The organism is Kaistella montana, from assembly GCF_024436175.1.
GTDB lineage: Bacteria > Bacteroidota > Bacteroidia > Flavobacteriales > Weeksellaceae > Kaistella > Kaistella montana.
This window is the reverse complement of the sequence record NZ_JANFQP010000001.1, coordinates 1,133,558-1,149,994: the sequence shown is the minus strand read 5'-3', so window position 1 is coordinate 1,149,994 and position 16,437 is coordinate 1,133,558. Positions and strand designations below refer to the sequence as shown.

The following is a 16,437-nucleotide window of genomic DNA, read 5'->3' as shown; positions in this document are numbered from 1 at the left end:
CGAATTTGCAAAGATATAATTTTAAAAATTAATTGTATTTAATAGCTTTTACCGGAGAAATTTTACTGATTAAATAGCTTGGTAAAATAAGTGAAATAGCCGACACAATAAGCATTCCTAGTGAAATGGAAAGGATGTAAATAATATTGAGATCAACCGGAACTACGCTTAAATAATAGTTTTCGGGATTTAATTTAATAATGCCAAAATATTTTTGTAAAAGCAAAAATCCTAATCCAATGAAATTCCCGACAATCAATCCTGGAATCATGATCAACAAAGTATAATTAATAAAAATTGTACGAATCTGCCCATTGCTCGCTCCCAAAGTTTTCAGCATTCCGATAGAATTGGTGCGTTCGATAATCAATATTAATAGTACCATCACGATATTGATGATGACTACAACGAGCATGATGATAATGATTAAAGCAATATTGGTATCGAAAATCGCTATGAAATCCATAATTTGAGGATACTCGTCGGTCGCTTTTACCGTGTAATTTTTGTAGCCTGCGAGTTCGTCGATTCTTGGTGCATCATCATCAATATTGTTAATGTTTTTTAGGAAAACGTCTACGCCGCCGACTTCGTTGTTTTTCATCCCCTGAATTCTTCGAGCATGATTAATCCCACCGATGACGAATAAATCATCAATCATTTTAATATCGGTTTTGTAAATTCCTACCACTTCAAATTTTCGGTAAAGCGGACTTTGATTTTCTTTGGAAAAAATCGCTACGATACTGTCTTTCACGTTCAGATGCAAATCATTGGCGATTTTTTGAGAGATGCAAATTCCGTTGTTAAAACCTTTTTCGGTGACTTTCGGAGTGGTTCCGGTGATCAAAAATTTTTGAAATCTTTCGGCATCAAAATCTTTTCCGATTCCTTTGAAAATAATTCCTGCAAAATTATGTTCGTTCCTTAAAATTCCACTTACTGAAACATAACTTTGGGTAGAAGCTACATCGGGTAAAGCCTTTATTTTATTAAGCTGAAGCCCTTCCGTATTCAGAATTGAAGAATTATAAGAATTGTTGGATTGTTCGGATTTGATGGAAATATGCCCGGAAAAATCGGCCATTCTTTCTTTAATTGCTTTTTTGGAACCCAAACCGGTGGAAACCGTGATTAAGGAAACAATAACGCCTAACGCAACGGAAAGCCGACCAATAAAGACAATAACCCGTGAAAGATTATTTTTGTTATCTTTGGAAAAAGCTATTTTTTTAGAAAAATATAATGGAAATTTCAAGCAGATGAATTTAAAACTCAAATTTAAAGATTTACTTCTACTTGTGCTAATTTATTTTGGGTTTTGCCCTTTAAATTTTGCACAAAATTCAGCAGATAATTGCTTCAAAACCGGTGCTGATCGACCTGAACTTTACCTTCCGTTACTGAAAGATAAAACGATTGCCGTGGTTACCAACCAAACCGGATTGTTGCAGGATAAAACTTTTTTGGTGGATTTTTTAGTGAAAAATAAGGTCAAAATAAAATCCATTTTCGCACCGGAACATGGCTTTCGTGGTGATGCTGATGCTGGTGAACACGTAAAAAACGGTGTTGATACCAAAACCGGAATCCCAATTGTGTCACTTTACGGTAGCAATAAAAAACCGAAACCGGAACAATTGAAAGATATTGATGTGGTTTTATTTGATATTCAGGATGTTGGAGTTCGTTTTTACACTTATATTTCTACCTTAACTTATGTGATGGAAGCTGCGGCAGAAAATAACGTGGAAGTAATCGTTCTCGATCGTCCGAATCCACATGATGGTTACATCGATGGTCCACTGATGAAAAACGAATGGAAAAGTTTTATAGGAATGCACAATATTCCCGTGGTGTATGGTTTAACGATTGGTGAATATGGTAAAATGGTAAACGGTGAACAATGGCTGAATAACAAAGTTCAGGCGAAATACACGTTAATTCCGATGTTGAATTACCACAAAAAGCAGCGTTATGGGGTTTCAGACAAACCATCACCAAACTTGCCAAATGATACTGCCATTAACTTATATCCAAGTCTTTGCTTCTTCGAAGGTACGCAAGTTTCCGTTGGTCGCGGTACCGATTTGCCTTTCCAGATTTACGGAAGTCCATGGACGAAAAATATGCCTTATCAGTTTACTCCAAGACCTAATTTTGGTGCGAAAGATCCTTTCTTAAACGGAAAATTATGTTACGGAGAAAATCTTTCAACAACAAATCCCGATTGGCGAGAATTGAATATAGATTGGTTGTTATCTGCCTACAAAAATTATAAAAACAAAGATCAAAATTTCTTTTTAAAGAATCTGTTCTTTGATAAATTAGCAGGTTCGGATGAATTGAGAAAGCAGATCATAGCAGGAAAAACTGCCGAAGAAATCAAGGATTCTTGGAAAAACGATCTTGCCAACTTTCAGAAAATCAGAAGCAAATATGTGATTTATGAGGACTAATTTTCGTTTCCTCTTAAAAACTCGCCTTCACCTGAACAGATCCAATATGAATGGTTCGTTCCCCAGAATTTCTACCTTCGTAGTTGACGTTGAGTTGAATCAATGAATTCACCGCTTGTTGCAAAAATACCGACCAAACCTGGTTTTTTCCTGGTTTTAAGCCATCAAGCATTTGGTTTCCGACGATCGTGAAATTATTCCCCGTGAAATCATTATTAATAAAAGAAAAATTCCCCCGAACCGATGTTTTTCTCCAATCCCACTGCAAACTTCCGGTTAAATCAAGGGTTTTTAGGAGCTCTTCACCGTCTTTTCGGGTTTTTTGTCGCCATGCGGAGGAAATTTCAGCTTGCAGTTTTTCGGTGAATTTATAAGTTGCTTTCGGTTTTGTTTCGAAATTATTCAAAAGATAATCTCTCGAATTGAAAAGCTGCGACACATTTCCTATTTGATGCGCCGAGTTTTCCCAATCTATACGGAAATTTTTATTGAACCAATAACCCAAATTCAGGAAATGTGAAGTCTGTGACCTTTCCTCATTACTGAAATTCGCATTGATCAGATTATCGTTGGCAATAAAACGGTAATTCCCATTCCAGCCGGACTTTTCCGTAGGATTGAATTGTACAGAAGCGAGTAGATTTTGATTTTTAAGAATCTGATCTTCATTTTTTTCAAAAGGATTGAGCACAAAAACCCGATCTCTTTTATAAAATGAATTTTGAGAATTGAGGGAAATATTAAAATTCCACCGTTTCAAAAACCGGTTTTCCGAGTTGAAAACCACCGACGGATTCACAAATAAAGCCAGTTGCAATTTATTTTTATTAGAAGGTAAATAATTCACCGTATTGGTGTAAACCCTTATGTACTGTGCCAAATCAGCATATTCAGCGGTTTCAAATTCGTCCAGTTGTTGTATCCCGTCGCCGTTATAATCGGTCCATTTGTACACGCCTTGTCCGTCGGTTACTTTGATATACTGAAACTCGCGCTGAGCTTCCTGTCCATTTCCTAATTCATAAAAAGCCTGCAAACGCATCCCATTTCGAAACAATTGTTGGTTGTACATCAAGTTTCCGACCACAAAATCTTGGTTGAAATTTTCGGCGACTTCCTCGTTCTGATAATAGAATTTTCGGTAATGAATTAAAGCGTTGAGCGTAGTTTTTTCGGTTTTAATGATTTGACTTTCCGCTACAATTCCCAAAATGTGATTCATGTTTTCTAATGAATTTTTCCGTACCGAATCATTGTCTCGAAAATAAGCTTTCGCGAGCAATTTCGTACGTGTCGAATCACCGATTTTTTTCTGAATAAATGCTTCTTTCCACCGGAAACTGCTCACATCCAAAAGCTGAGTTTCGTTGAACTTTTTCACATTGTTTTCCATATTCGCACCGATTCCCCAACTTCCTTTTTCGGTGGAATACTCAGTAATAATGCCACTTCGCAAATATTGTGTATTCTGAAAAGTCGCTTTCGTATCGAGGTAAGAAAAGTTTCCTTTCATGCTTGTTTTTCCTTTTTTAAAGCCAAAATCAAGATCGTTTTTTATCCCGCGATAATTTTCCTTTTCATCGAGGTAGTTGATTTTATAATTTAAATAGGATTGGTTTTTCCATTGGTTTAAAAAACTGAAAATCAATCGATTCTGTGTGATTTGATTAAATTCTTGATTCAAATTGAAATCCCGCGAAAATTCAACATCATTAATTCTATCTAAAATATGAAATTGCGAATTAATGTGCTGAAATTCAAAACTTGGCGTTCCTTTCCAGTTGTTTTTAGTGAAAGTTTTAAAACCGAAAACTCTTCCGGCATAACCGACGTTTTGATGTGCATCTTTCGACGAAAAAAGGTTCACATCGTAATTACTGAGCGAGAAATCGGCGCCCACTTTTCCATCTTTTAATAAAAATTCGGTATTTCCTGAGAAAACCTGAGTTTTTTGTGGAGCCGGTAATTTTCGAACGGCTTTGTAATCGCCCAAATTATTGCCCACATATTCGAAAACTCGCCCATTGTTGGTGGTTTGTTTGATGCGATAATCGCCGGAATTTGCACCAAAATAAGTGAAAGAAACTTGATACAAAGTCTGCGTTTGATCGGTCGAAAATTCATAATAATTTCCGTTCGGATTTTCGATGATTTGGTAAAGAACTTTGTTCACATCATATTCCGAAACCGTTCCGGAAGGCGCATACATTTGGTTGGAATCGTTACCCGCATTGGCGAGAATTAGCTCGTCTTCTTTGCTTAAATTTAATGAAAGTGGTGCGTTTTTATTGTCGTTTTCCACGAACCAATTGAAACCATATTTCGCTTTTTCCCGTTGATGTTGAATGCTTCCCGTAACCAAAAATCGGATGTAATTTCGGTTGGCGTAATTGTATGAAATCGTAATAAAATTCTGCTTAAAAATCGGCCGGAAACTGGTAAATGTGATTTCTCCGGTGTTGTAATTGATCACATAATCCTGATTTTCACCACGTTTCATCAAAATTCCGTCGATGAAAACCTGCTCCGATCCGGAAATGATGGTAATGAATTGCTCGCCATTTTTCCCATTCAATCGGTATGGACCTTGATTTCCTTCAACGCCTTGAAAACGAATTCGGTGAAATTCGCTTCGGGCAAATCCCGCTGAAACATCTACAAAAGTTTTGTTTTCTTTCCCGAAATTAGTCTGAAACTGCATTCCCATACTTCGCCTTTGATAACGTCCGAAATAGGTGTTTTCATCGAGCAAATCTAAATGTCCGGCACGCAAAATTGAGCGATCTTTGATGTTGAGTTGCATGTAGATTTTGTCGAATTCTTCTAAAGTTTGCGTGTATCCATCGGCTTGAATGGGCAAATTGTGATCGGAAATCGACGCCAAAACCGAAACGTCTTTGGATAATTTCCCTGAAATCTGCAAATCCATCGAACTTTGAACGCTTTGTCCTTGGTTGTTGCCAAACGTAATTCCACGGATGATAGAACCTTTGGAATTGAGATCTTCCAAGATTTGAGAACGCGTATTTTTAACCAAAATTCCTTCGTCAAGAATGAATTTATCAGGCGTTCGAATGAAATCGAGCGTGTCTTTGGTGAAGAAATCCAGGTCGATTTTTGCAGCTATTACGGAATCTTTTTTGGTGGAATCTTTCGGAAAATTGGGATTTTTCCATGTGAAAATCTGAGCATTTGTAAGACAAAATGCAGCAACCATGAAAATAAATAAAAGTAATTTTCTCGCCAAAATTTCTTAAAAATAAGGTGTGTAAAAGTAACGAAAAACTGCCTTTAAAATTGTTTTTGTTTTTGGGTTGAGAAATTTGAAATAAAAGGAATAAATTAGGATGTTATTTAAACGAATTATTTCTCAAGCATAATGATAATTAACTTTCTGTTAATTTATGCAAGTATTCATTGCTGATATCATTTTTTTTGTAAATTTGACTAAATTAACTTTTAAATTTTTATTATGAAAAAAATCTTTACAATTTTAGGAATTACAGCCGTTGCAGCGGTATCTGCACAAAATTTAATGCCAAATCCAGGATTTGAGGCTTGGACTGGTACGGCTCCAGATGGTTGGTTCGTTACAGGTACTACAATTGTTCAGGGTACTGGTGCAAATGCACATAGTGGAACTTTTGCAGTTGGAATTACTGCTCCAGCTTCTGCATCAGGTAACAGAACAATCAGTCCAACTACCGATATTCCGGTAGATCTTACTAAAACTTACGTGTTTTCAGGATGGTATTTAGACAATACTCCAAATGCGAAATTTAAGTACTGGAATCAATTTAGAAATACAGCAGATACAGGTGCAAACGCTATGCAGGCTGCAGATTTTTCTGTAGACTCTCCAGAGTGGAAATTTTTCACTGCGGAAGCTATGCCAAATGCAGGAGCAACCGTTGCAAGACCAGGTTTAAGAGTTTATGGTGAAAGCGCAACTAACAATGGTGGAGTGATTTATGTTGATGATGTACTTTTTGCAGACAAATCTACTATGGCTGTTACTGATGTAAAGTCGTTCGACAAAGCCGTAAAAATGAACACGATCGTTGGTAATGAGTTGAGAGTAATGCTTCCAGAAAGAGCTACGGTAAATATTTATTCAGCTGAAGGAAGATTGGTAAGCTCAAACAGAGTGAGCAATGGTGAAGCAATCAACACTTCTTCAATGGCGAAAGGAACTTATATCGTTACTGTAGATAACGGTTCTGCGAAAATGAGCAGAAAAGTAATCAAAAACTAATATTTTTTATAAATATTTTGAAAGCCGCTTTAGAAAAAAGCGGCTTTTTTGTTGATATTTGCATGCATCACCCAACATCAAGCTTCTCAAAACCATCCTCTCCTGAAATAATTGGTTACGGCAGAGAAATTCAGTACCAAAGTAAAACGTATTCTCTTCCCATAATCTTTAAACGAAGGCTCAAAACCAAGCGAACTCTGCACCGGAAAATAAACTTCCAGAAAATCCGGAATCACCTTCACCTTTACCCCGGAATCCCAAATGAATTGCGGATCTTGCAACCGGTTTTTGTAAACTCCCGCATCCGCATACACATTAAACCATCGCCAAACGTGAGAATCTACATTCACCGAAGTAATCCACTGATTGGCGGTGTTGCCGAGATAAGATTTGAAACCGCCTTCTGCCAAAATCAACTGCTGTGAAAGCAATCCGCTCGTTGCACTTTGGCCCAAAAGTCCGTAAGAAAACGCATAATTCGAAACCTTCGAAATTCCGTAATCAAACAAATTGTTCTTGGTTTTATTGGTGATAAAGTAACCTCCGAAAAACCGGAAACTCACTTTTTTGTCCTTGGCAAATTCCCAACGGTAGAAAGCTTCTCCCGAAATTTTCTGAAAATCTTCCATCCATTGAAGGTTTCCGCTCAGGTATTTTTCATGAATGAGTCTTCTGTCCGAATATCCGTAACCCAGATTCCAAAGGTTGTATTTGCCGTATTCATTAGCTGCAACCATCGCAGGAGTGAGTTCTTTTTCGAAAAAATTATAGGAAAGCCCTAAACTTCTGCCGATGTCGCTTCGAGGGTTTTTGCTGAAATTAAAATTGGCGAAAGCTGAAAATTTTCGATAAGTCAAATCATAATCATAATGAAAATAAGAACCCGAAACGCCCACATCCAAACTTCTGTAGAAACTCTCAGCAGGCTGAAAAGAATATGAAACTCCGCCGGAACCGGTAAGTTTCCCCGTTCCTGAACTGAAATAAGGGGTGAATGAATAATTAAATTTACGCTCGAAAAGAGAGGTGTTCTTAAAATTTAATCCTACCAAAACCCTGTCGTAAACATTGAAATTAACTCTCGGATTCAGATAAACTTCATTAAACTCAGGATTCGGAATGTCTTTAAAAACTTTAAGCCGTATTTTTTTGGTATTTGCAAATACACCTTTTGTATAAAGATAATTGTCGCGGAAGTTTTTCTCAGGGAAAATATAGCCGCTGTTAATCACAATTTTTTCGGCATCAGCTTGAGGAATATTATAAACCTTCGATGCTTTGGAATCATCAGTATCAAACCAAAATTCGGATTTTTCACCTTCTTTTTTCTCAGTTTCTATTTTGAAAGGAATGGTGTGTTCGGTATTTTTGGCCACTTTTACTTGGAAATCATTGTCGATTCTTTTGAAACGCTTTAATTGGAAATTCACCCGGTTTTTATGTTGTATAAATTCCTCTAAAAAATCTGAAGAATATCCGGAAGCGAGCGTCAATTCATCCAAAAAAACTTTTTTATCGATTGGCTTTCCTGCATTTTTGTGTAAAAAAGAAATCACAAAATCATCAAATTTCTCTTTTCCCATTTTTTCCGCAATAAAAGAAAACAGACTTCCGGTTTCGAAATGGCTGATCGCTGTAGCATTGAAATTACTTAGTGATTCATAGTTTTCGCCAATGCGTTGATCCAGGTTTTGCGTCATAATGTATTGGTACGCAAGTCCGTATCTTTCAGAAAGCTTCAATTTTGAGGCATGAAATATTTTTAAAGGTTTAAGTCCGAAAACCGACATGTTTTCCGGTAAATCACCCAATAATTTTCGGTCTTTGTAATACCTTTCGATGTACTGTATTTCGAGATAGGTTTTCAAGCCATTCATCAACCAGTGATCGGAATTTTTTTCGAAAATGGCAGATTGTTCGACCACTTTTTTCGACAAAATACTGAAGTAATTAAGATCGATTTTTTCAGCTTCGGTAAAGAGTGGATAACGGAATTTCCAGAATTTGATGTCATCCAAACCTGTGAAGTTTTCCGATTCGCGGAATTTCTCACTGATAAAGACTTTCGAGGGCAGAAAACCGGTTTTTACTTTGATGAAATTAAGCTGTAGCGGAAGATAAAATTCCAGATTTTGCTTTTCGGTTTCCGTCAAATGATATCCGAATTGAACCAATATTTTTTGTCCATTAATTAAAGTAGTAATCGTCGGAAAGTTGTTTTCTGAAATCAAAAATTCGGGATCATTCACCAAATTACCTTCGAAATAATTGGGCTGAATTTCCTGAAGATTGCTTTGTGAATAATGGTTTACGGGAATGTCGAAGTTTACTTTCCAGTGATTTCCAGGGTTTTGATTTTCTTCAATATCAATGAAGTTTTTCTGATTTTGGTTTTCTTGGTCGAAGCCATCGGGAACCAGAAAAAAATATTTCAAAGCCACTTTTTTTCCGTCGCTTCCGTATCCGGTAAATTTCTGCGAAGGCAAGTTCAGCTGATAATTTAAGGTGATTTTTACTTTTTTTCCGGGCGCTAGTTTAGTAGAAAGCGGAACGAAAATATTTTCCAATGAAGCGTCAATTCCCGCAACAGGTTTCCCTTCAATCTCGATGTTAAGGTTTTCTACACTGCCTAATTCTTCGGGTTTTGCAAAGTGCAAATCGCTTTTTCGATCTTCCAATTTGCGGTAAACTAGCGATGTGTTTCGGGTTTTGTAGGCAGAAATCCAGTTTAGAAGTTTAATTTGCTCTAAATCATTTTCAGTATTGTTATAGTAAGTAATCTTCTGATGTACAGTAATTTGCTTTTTGTTTTCAGGGATTTTGGCTTCAATGTAGATGCTGTCTTGTTGCGCAGAAATCGCAACAATATTCGTAATCAGCATAAAACCGCAAAAAAATATTTTCATCGTTTAAATTCGATCAAATATAATGATGTTTTTTTAAATGAAATGCTATTGTTTATCTGTTTTTTGTTGGTTTTTGACTTTGATAACGATTTTTTTTGATATTTTGTGTAACACGGTATTTCACAAAATACCGTGCTCTGTAATCATCGTAGGAATAGCGCAAAATTGCACTGAAAAAAGACTTTATCTTTTGGAGAAAAGCTTCATGCTTGTAAAATATATTTTTAAGCCGACTTCTATTAAAAGATTTATAAGTTTACCATAAAAAAACGGGAACTCAGTTTCCCGAATTTCCGTTTCCACTATAAAAACTATTAACTATTATTCTGCTGTTAATTCAAAATCTCCTTTGATTCTTACCAAATCATTAATCATTGTTGCTGGAAATTTAGCTCCGATGTTGAAATCTGATCTTTTCAAAGTTCCCAAAACTTGGTAACCATAAGTGGTTTTTTTGTTCATTGCGTTGACGGTAGAACCTCTGTAAACCAAGGTCAAAGTAACTGGTTTTGTAACGCCATGCATTGTAAGATTACCTTTCAAAGTGTAGTAATTCTTTTTAGTTTTGGTCAAAGAAGTGCTGGTGAAATCTAATGTTGGGAATTTTTCTGCCTCAAAAAAATCTGCACTTTTCAAGTGGTTGTCTCTGGCTTCAACATGAGTGTTGATAGAGTTGGTGTCCGCAGAAAAAGATAGGGTAGAGTTCACAAAGTTTTTTTCATCGGCATTAATGGTTAATGCTGCTTTGTCAAAGTTTCCTGTGATATCGTTGATTCCAAGGTGCATTACTGCAAATTGAATTCTAGAGTGTGCCGGATCGCTTTTTAAAACCAATTGTGCAAAGGTGGAAACCGAAAATAATAAAACGGTAAGGATGGATAAGATTTTTTTCATGATACTTTTTTTATTGTTAAAATTAATAGTGCAAAGGTAGTTCGTTGAATTCTGTGGAGCATTGATGTAAGATAAGAAATCAATCACAATTTCCGTTGATGTCGCATTGGTCGCCACTGTTGATGATTTTCAAACCTTGGTCTCCTGCGGAATATTCGGAAAAAGATTTTTCCAAAATTTCTAGAAAAAGTTCGGGTTGTTGCGCACCGGAAACTCCATATTTGTCATTAAATACGAAAAAAGGAACCGCATTAATGCCTAATTGTCGAGCCAATAATCCGTCTTGTGAAACGGCGTGTGCGGTATTATCAGAATGTAAAGCGTCCTGAATTTCATCTTTTGTAAGACCTACCGATTGTCCAATTTCCAAAAGGGCAGCTTCATCATCAATGTTTTTTCCATCGATAAATTGGGCTTTAAACATCGCTTCTTCCATCTCATTTCCAATGTTTTTCTTATTGGCAAGTTGGATGAGCAGATGTCCTCGATGCGAATTGGCTACTTTAGAATCATCAAAATTAAAATCAATTCCCGCTTCTTTGCCTGCATTTTTCACATGTTCGTGCATCGCTTTGGCTTGTTCCATCGAAATTCCTTTCATTTCGGTGAAATATTCATAAGGATTTTTATCAGGCTGCGAAACCAAATTAGGATCCAGCTGAAAACTATGCCACTGAACTTCTATTTGGTCTGAATTGGGAAATTGTTCGAGTGCTTTTTCAAACTTTTTCTTCCCGACATAGCAAAACGGACAGCGAATATCGCTCCAAATATCTACTTTCATGTTGTTAAATTTAATAAATCAAAGTTACAAACCTTCTTCCCAATTATCGTTGATGTAAGGTAAGAAACAATTCCTACTTAAATACAAAAATGAAGAACCAAATACCAGAAAGCCAACGTAATAAACGACAACGGAATTCCTACACCGATCATCAAATTGCAGAGTTTGGGCTCTAATTTGTGCGAAGCAGCGATAATTCCCGCAGTAATCATCGGAGCCATCGCAGATTCCAGAAATGAGATTTCAATTATTTCTCCTCGTTGTTTTAAAAGGATAAAATAGAAAACAAAAATAAACGCCGGAAAAAGCATTAACTTAAATAAAAGTCCCCAAAATAGTGGTTTGGTGTCGGAATCCAATTTCTGCCATTGAAGCTGACTTCCCACAGAAACCAATGCCAACGGAACCGTTGTATCACCCAGCTTTCTGAAAACTTCATCGAGATCGTGTGGGATCTCAATTTGTAAAATATTCAGAATTACCGCTACCGAAAATGCCAAGAAAGGAGGAAAACGAATGATTTTTCCTAAGATTTCCACTACCGAACTTTTGCCTCCAGAATAGAAGTTGGCCACAGCAATTCCAACGGTGGACAATGCTACAAAAGAGCCGGGTTGATCCGCAAGCATCACGGTTTTCAGCCCGCTTTCTCCGAATATAGATTGGATAACTGGAATGCCAACAAAGGAAGTATTTCCGAAACCGGCACACATAATCAATGCGCCGATTACCGCTTTCGACCAGCCCATTTTTTTTCCAAGAATACTGAAAAATACCATAGCCAGAAAGATATTCAACCACGCAATAGCCACCGGAAAAATCACTTCGTAACTGATGATGATTTTCGGGATATAATACAGCGAAAGCGCAGCAAGCGATATATTAATGACAAAGGAATTCAGCGCTAAATGACCATTTTCAGGGAAAAGTTTGGCCTTTCTGAGAAAAAATCCCAGAAACAAACAGAGAAAGAGGAGAATTAAATTTGACAAGAATGAATCTTTTAGGTTTACAAACTCTCCAAATAGGCGTTCCAGCCTGCAATTTTGTATCGAAGTGCTGCTTTTTCGACATCATCAGCTCTGTAAATTCCACGACCTACAATCATGAAATCGGTTTGTAAATTCCTGAAAACATGTTCTGGAGTGTTGTATTGCTGTCCTTTTCCATCACCAGAATCCGATAGATTCACACCGGGAGTGAAGAGTAAAAGCTCTTCCGGCAATTGTTTTTGGGAAACTCCACCAATTACATTCGGGTGAGATTGGGCTACTTTCAGCGCTTCTTCTTGGTAATTTTTATCGGTCAAAGTTCCTTTGGATGACATTCCTAAAATCGCTACAACGCCTACATTCAGGAAGCAATCCAATGAATCGTAACCGCCAATAACATGGGAAGTGACAAAATCTGCCCAATTTGAAATTTTATAAATTCCGTAAGAAAACTGCAATTCCTGAGTGTTCCCGATGTCGGCAAATTTGCGGTCTTCCATCAAAAGGAAATTGTATTTCGTTGCCAAATCTTTCAGCGGAAGAATGGTTTTGTCCGGATCGAAATCGGTGATAATATCAATATGAGTTTTGAGTGCAACGATGTGTGGACCAACTTTTTCGGCAAAATCTAAAAGTTCTTGGGTCGTGATTACATCGGCAGAAGCAATAAGGTTTGATTTTTTTTCAATAGAAATTTCCAAAAGTTTTTTGGCGACAGAATGTTCTGCACTTTCGAGTTTCTGTTCATAAGTTGGGCGTTTTTTCTCTTCGAATTTCACTTCATTTCCTTCAAGAAAGTCATGAATTCTCGCCACTTCATCATCTGATAAATGACCTTCTTCCTTCAAAATTGTACAAACTTCTGAAATCGTAAACAAGGTATGAACTCGGTAACCTTTGCTTTCGAGCATTTCTTTGCCTCCTTGTTGACGGTCCAAAACCACCACAATATCGGAAACCGAAATTCCTTCATTCTCAATTTCCGGAATGGTTTCCAAAAGTGATTTTCCACTCGTGATGACATCTTCTACCAATAGACAGTTTTGCCCTTTTTGGAAGATGCCTTCAAGCATTTTCTTCGTGCCGTATTCTTTAGCTTCTTTTCTTTTGATAATTAATGGAAGAAAACTTTCCAGCGACATCGCCGTTGCCATTGGAAGCGCAGCGTATGGAACACCACAAATGAGGTCGAAATTATCCAGCGGAAGCATATCGAGCAGGTAATTAGCGAGTCGTTTTAAAATTTTCGGATCAGAAGCCAATGGCCGAAGATCTACATAGAACGGACTTTCAATACCGCTTTTTAGGGTGAAACGTCCGAATTTGATAATGCCGAGTTGGTAGCATTCGAGAAAGAAATCCTTTTTATTTTCCATTTACTTTTTACTTTAGCACAAAGTTAGGGTTTTCAGAGAAATTTTACAGAAACTTAAAAGGTTAAAAAGTATTAAATATCACGGATGAATAAAAGATTAAAACATTAAATGATTATTATATAACTAAAAAAAATCTTTTCTCTTTCTTCTTTTTTCTTTCCTCTAAAAAACTAATCTCTCGGTTTCCCAATCCTTTTCCACAATTTAAATCCTTCAAACCAAATCACAGAAGCAAACGCCACCAACGCAGCAAACCCAATTTCCGATGCGGAAAGCGAAGTCACCTTGAAAAAACGAGTCACCGGTTCAATGAAAAGGATCGCTGCTAAAACCAAAAGTGTAATGGTGGTTACCCCAAACAAAAGTAGATTTCGGTTTTTGAAAGTTTCCAAAACGCTGTAGTAGAAAGAACGGTTCACATAACTGAGGAGGATGTTTGAGAAAATTAATGTAGTGAAAACCACTGCACGGGTTTTTTCCTCGGAACCTCCCATTTGTACCGTGTACTGATACGCACCCAAAACGCCTAAAGTAATGATTAAACCTTGAACAATACTGATGGAAAGTTCTTTTCCATTGAGGAAGGTATCGGTCATTTTCCTTGGTTTTTGTTGCATCGCGTTTTTCTCTAAAGGCTCATTTTCGTACACAATAGAGCAGGTGGGACCCATAATCAGTTCTAGAAAAATCACATGAACCGGCGTGAAAATCTGCGGATAAATCCAACCTAAAAATAGAGGCAAAGAAACCGTAAGAATAATCGGAATATGAATGGAAATAATATACTGAATGGCTTTTTTGATGTTCGCATAAATTCTTCGACCTGCTGCAATTCCGGTAATCAGTTTGCCCAAATCATCATTCGTAATCACCAGCGAAGCGGCAGCTTTGGCGATTTCGGTGCCTTTGTTTCCCATTGCAACGCCGATGTGGGCGGCTTTCAGTGCGGGAGCATCATTCACCCCATCTCCGAGCATGGCAACCACTTCGCCGTTTCTTTTTAAGGCATTAATCATGGCTAATTTAGCTTCCGGAAACATGCGGGTAAACAGAATGGTTTTCGCAGATAATTCTTGCAATTCACTTTCAGAGCATTCTACAATTTCGCTTCCGTTTACGGCATGTCCGGAATGGGCAATTCCAGCCTGTTGTGCGATAGCTTGGGTGGTATCTGCATGATCTCCGGTGATGATTTTTACTTTGATTCCGGCGTCATCAATCTTCTGGAAAACTTCTTTAATGTCTTTTTTAGGTGGATCATAAAATACCGTAAATCCTAGAAATTCAAAATTAAAATCCTGTTGTTTTTCGGGAAATTCATGGCCTTCAAAATGGCCTTTTGCAACACCCAATACACGCCAACCATTTTTCCCGAATTCCAGAATTTGCGCTCTCAATAAGGTTTTTTGCGCTTCCGGAAGATGAGAAACTTCCAAAATAACTTCGGGAGCACCTTTTGCGGCAATGATTCTTTCTCCTGAAGAATTTTCAAAAAGATGGGTCATCATCGGCGGTTTTCCGTCGAGTGGATATTCATGAATCATTTGGAAATTCGTCCTTTCGTCATTCGCATGGTTTTCCTGATAAATTCGATGAAGGGTCTTTTCCATAGGATCGAAAGGAACCGGCTCGCTGCTCCACATCGCATAAGCAATCAGCGACGAAACTTCAGGGAGTTTAAAATCTGTTTCATTGTAAACCCGATTGGTTTTAAAATCATACAAAGCTTGCAACTGCATGGAGTTTTCAGTAATGGTACCTGTTTTATCGGTACAGATAACCGAAGTGCTTCCTAAAGTTTCTACTACACTGCTACGTTTGATGATGATGCCTTCTCGCATCAGTTTCCAGGCTCCCAATGCCATAAAAGTGGTAAACGCCACCGGAATTTCCTCCGGCAAAACCGACATCGCCAAAGTAAGTCCGGCTAAAAGACTGTCGAGAATATTTGGGGTTTTTATATAGCTATATACGCAAACCATTAAGAAAATCAATAAACCGAAAATCGCCATATTCCGCACAAATTGGTTGATTTGAAGATAGAGTGGGGAACGTTCTTCATCGATGGAATGGATGGATTGCCCGATTTGGCCTAATTGGGTTTCTTGCCCGATTTTTTCTACTTCGAAAACAGCTAAACCTGAAACAGCAAGAGTCCCACTATACACCTTTGGATCTTCAGTAGTTGAGCTTTTAAATACCGAAAAACTTTCTCCGGTAAGCGAAGATTCATTTACAGAAAAATCATTGCTGTGAACGATTTTACCGTCGGCATTGATCATTTTTCCTTCTTCAATGATGCATAAATCCCCAACAGCCAATTCATGGGTGGGAATTTGAACTACTTTCCCATCCCGAATCACAGCACTTAGCGGTTCATTGAGTTTTTCTAATTCCTGTAACGCTTTTTTGCTGCGATTGTCCTGATAGAACGAGATGGCAGTAACTGCAACAATAGCGGCGATCATAAAAATGGCTTCCGCAGTATTGCCCACAATGATATAAATGATGGCAACCGCGATCAGCAGTAGTAACATCGGTTCTTTCAGGATGTCGAGGAGCAAATAATACCATTGATCTTTTTTCTGGTGATCGACTTCATTATACCCAAATTGATTTCGAGAGGCTTTTAATTGAGCTTCAGTAAGTCCTTTCAGGTGGTTGGGAATGTTGTAAGGCATGGCATTTAATTAAAATTAAACAAAAATCACCAGCAAAATGAGATTCGTACTCCTTTACAAAAATACCACTAATTAAAGTCGAAAAATAGT

The 16,437-nt window shown here is 37.4% G+C and carries 10 protein-coding genes; 2 read left to right on the top strand and 8 right to left on the bottom strand.

The features are described 5' to 3' along the window. Positions 1-28: 28 nt before the first annotated feature. Positions 29-1,258, bottom strand: coding sequence for an ABC transporter permease (locus NOV28_RS05275; protein ID WP_255928316.1), 1,230 nt, complete (start codon positions 1,256-1,258; stop codon positions 29-31). Positions 1,259-1,262: 4 nt separating this feature from the next. Between NOV28_RS05275 and NOV28_RS05270 the strand changes: the two genes are divergently transcribed. Further along, a complete protein-coding gene (locus tag NOV28_RS05270) occupies positions 1,263-2,459 on the top strand; it encodes an exo-beta-N-acetylmuramidase NamZ family protein (protein WP_255928315.1) in 1,197 nt (398 codons plus the stop codon). A 13-nt stretch (positions 2,460-2,472) separates the two neighbouring features. On the opposite strand, the gene NOV28_RS05265 is transcribed toward NOV28_RS05270, so the two are convergent. Further along, complete coding sequence (locus tag NOV28_RS05265; RefSeq protein WP_255928705.1) at positions 2,473-5,676, bottom strand: DUF8818 domain-containing protein; 3,204 nt, start codon at positions 5,674-5,676, stop codon at positions 2,473-2,475. A gap of 255 nt (positions 5,677-5,931) precedes the next feature. On the opposite strand from NOV28_RS05265, the gene NOV28_RS05260 reads away from it, so the two are divergent. Beyond that, a complete protein-coding gene (locus tag NOV28_RS05260) occupies positions 5,932-6,714 on the top strand; it encodes a T9SS type A sorting domain-containing protein (protein ID WP_255928314.1) in 783 nt (260 codons plus the stop codon). Positions 6,715-6,800: 86 nt separating this feature from the next. Here NOV28_RS05260 and NOV28_RS05255 read toward each other — a convergent pair whose 3' ends face one another. The 6 genes from NOV28_RS05255 to NOV28_RS05230 form a co-directional block, all read right to left on the bottom strand. Further along, a complete protein-coding gene (locus NOV28_RS05255) occupies positions 6,801-9,620 on the bottom strand; it encodes a gluzincin family metallopeptidase (protein ID WP_255928313.1) in 2,820 nt (939 codons plus the stop codon). A 321-nt stretch (positions 9,621-9,941) separates the two neighbouring features. Continuing rightward, positions 9,942-10,514, bottom strand: coding sequence for a YceI family protein (locus NOV28_RS05250; RefSeq protein WP_255928312.1), 573 nt, complete (start codon positions 10,512-10,514; stop codon positions 9,942-9,944). Between the two features lie 79 nt (positions 10,515-10,593). Next, the gene (locus tag NOV28_RS05245; RefSeq protein ID WP_255928311.1) at positions 10,594-11,298 is read right to left on the bottom strand and encodes a DsbA family oxidoreductase; all 705 of its coding nucleotides are present in this window, start codon (positions 11,296-11,298) and stop codon (positions 10,594-10,596) included. 77 nt (positions 11,299-11,375) lie between these two features. Further along, positions 11,376-12,290, bottom strand: a complete 915-nt coding sequence (locus tag NOV28_RS05240) for an AEC family transporter (protein WP_255928310.1) — start codon at positions 12,288-12,290, stop codon at positions 11,376-11,378. A gap of 17 nt (positions 12,291-12,307) precedes the next feature. Beyond that, complete coding sequence (gene pyrF / locus NOV28_RS05235) at positions 12,308-13,666, bottom strand: orotidine-5'-phosphate decarboxylase (RefSeq protein ID WP_255928309.1); 1,359 nt, start codon at positions 13,664-13,666, stop codon at positions 12,308-12,310. Positions 13,667-13,836: 170 nt separating this feature from the next. Continuing rightward, entirely contained in the window at positions 13,837-16,347 is a 2,511-nt protein-coding gene (locus NOV28_RS05230) for a cation-translocating P-type ATPase (RefSeq protein WP_255928308.1), read from the bottom strand. Positions 16,348-16,437 lie beyond the last annotated feature (90 nt).

Excerpts from the sequence above, each read along its gene's own strand:
- NOV28_RS05260 (WP_255928314.1), top strand. The coding sequence starts at position 5,932 with ATGAAAAAAATCTTTACAATTTTAGGAATTACAGCCGTTGCAGCGGTA.
- NOV28_RS05255 (WP_255928313.1), bottom strand. The coding sequence starts at position 9,620 with ATGAAAATATTTTTTTGCGGTTTTATGCTGATTACGAATATTGTTGCG.
- NOV28_RS05265 (WP_255928705.1), bottom strand. The coding sequence starts at position 5,676 with ATGGTTGCTGCATTTTGTCTTACAAATGCTCAGATTTTCACATGGAAA.
- NOV28_RS05230 (WP_255928308.1), bottom strand. The coding sequence starts at position 16,347 with ATGCCTTACAACATTCCCAACCACCTGAAAGGACTTACTGAAGCTCAA.
- NOV28_RS05245 (WP_255928311.1), bottom strand. The coding sequence starts at position 11,298 with ATGAAAGTAGATATTTGGAGCGATATTCGCTGTCCGTTTTGCTATGTC.
- NOV28_RS05250 (WP_255928312.1), bottom strand. The coding sequence starts at position 10,514 with ATGAAAAAAATCTTATCCATCCTTACCGTTTTATTATTTTCGGTTTCC.
- NOV28_RS05270 (WP_255928315.1), top strand. The coding sequence starts at position 1,263 with ATGAATTTAAAACTCAAATTTAAAGATTTACTTCTACTTGTGCTAATT.
- pyrF (WP_255928309.1), bottom strand. The coding sequence starts at position 13,666 with ATGGAAAATAAAAAGGATTTCTTTCTCGAATGCTACCAACTCGGCATT.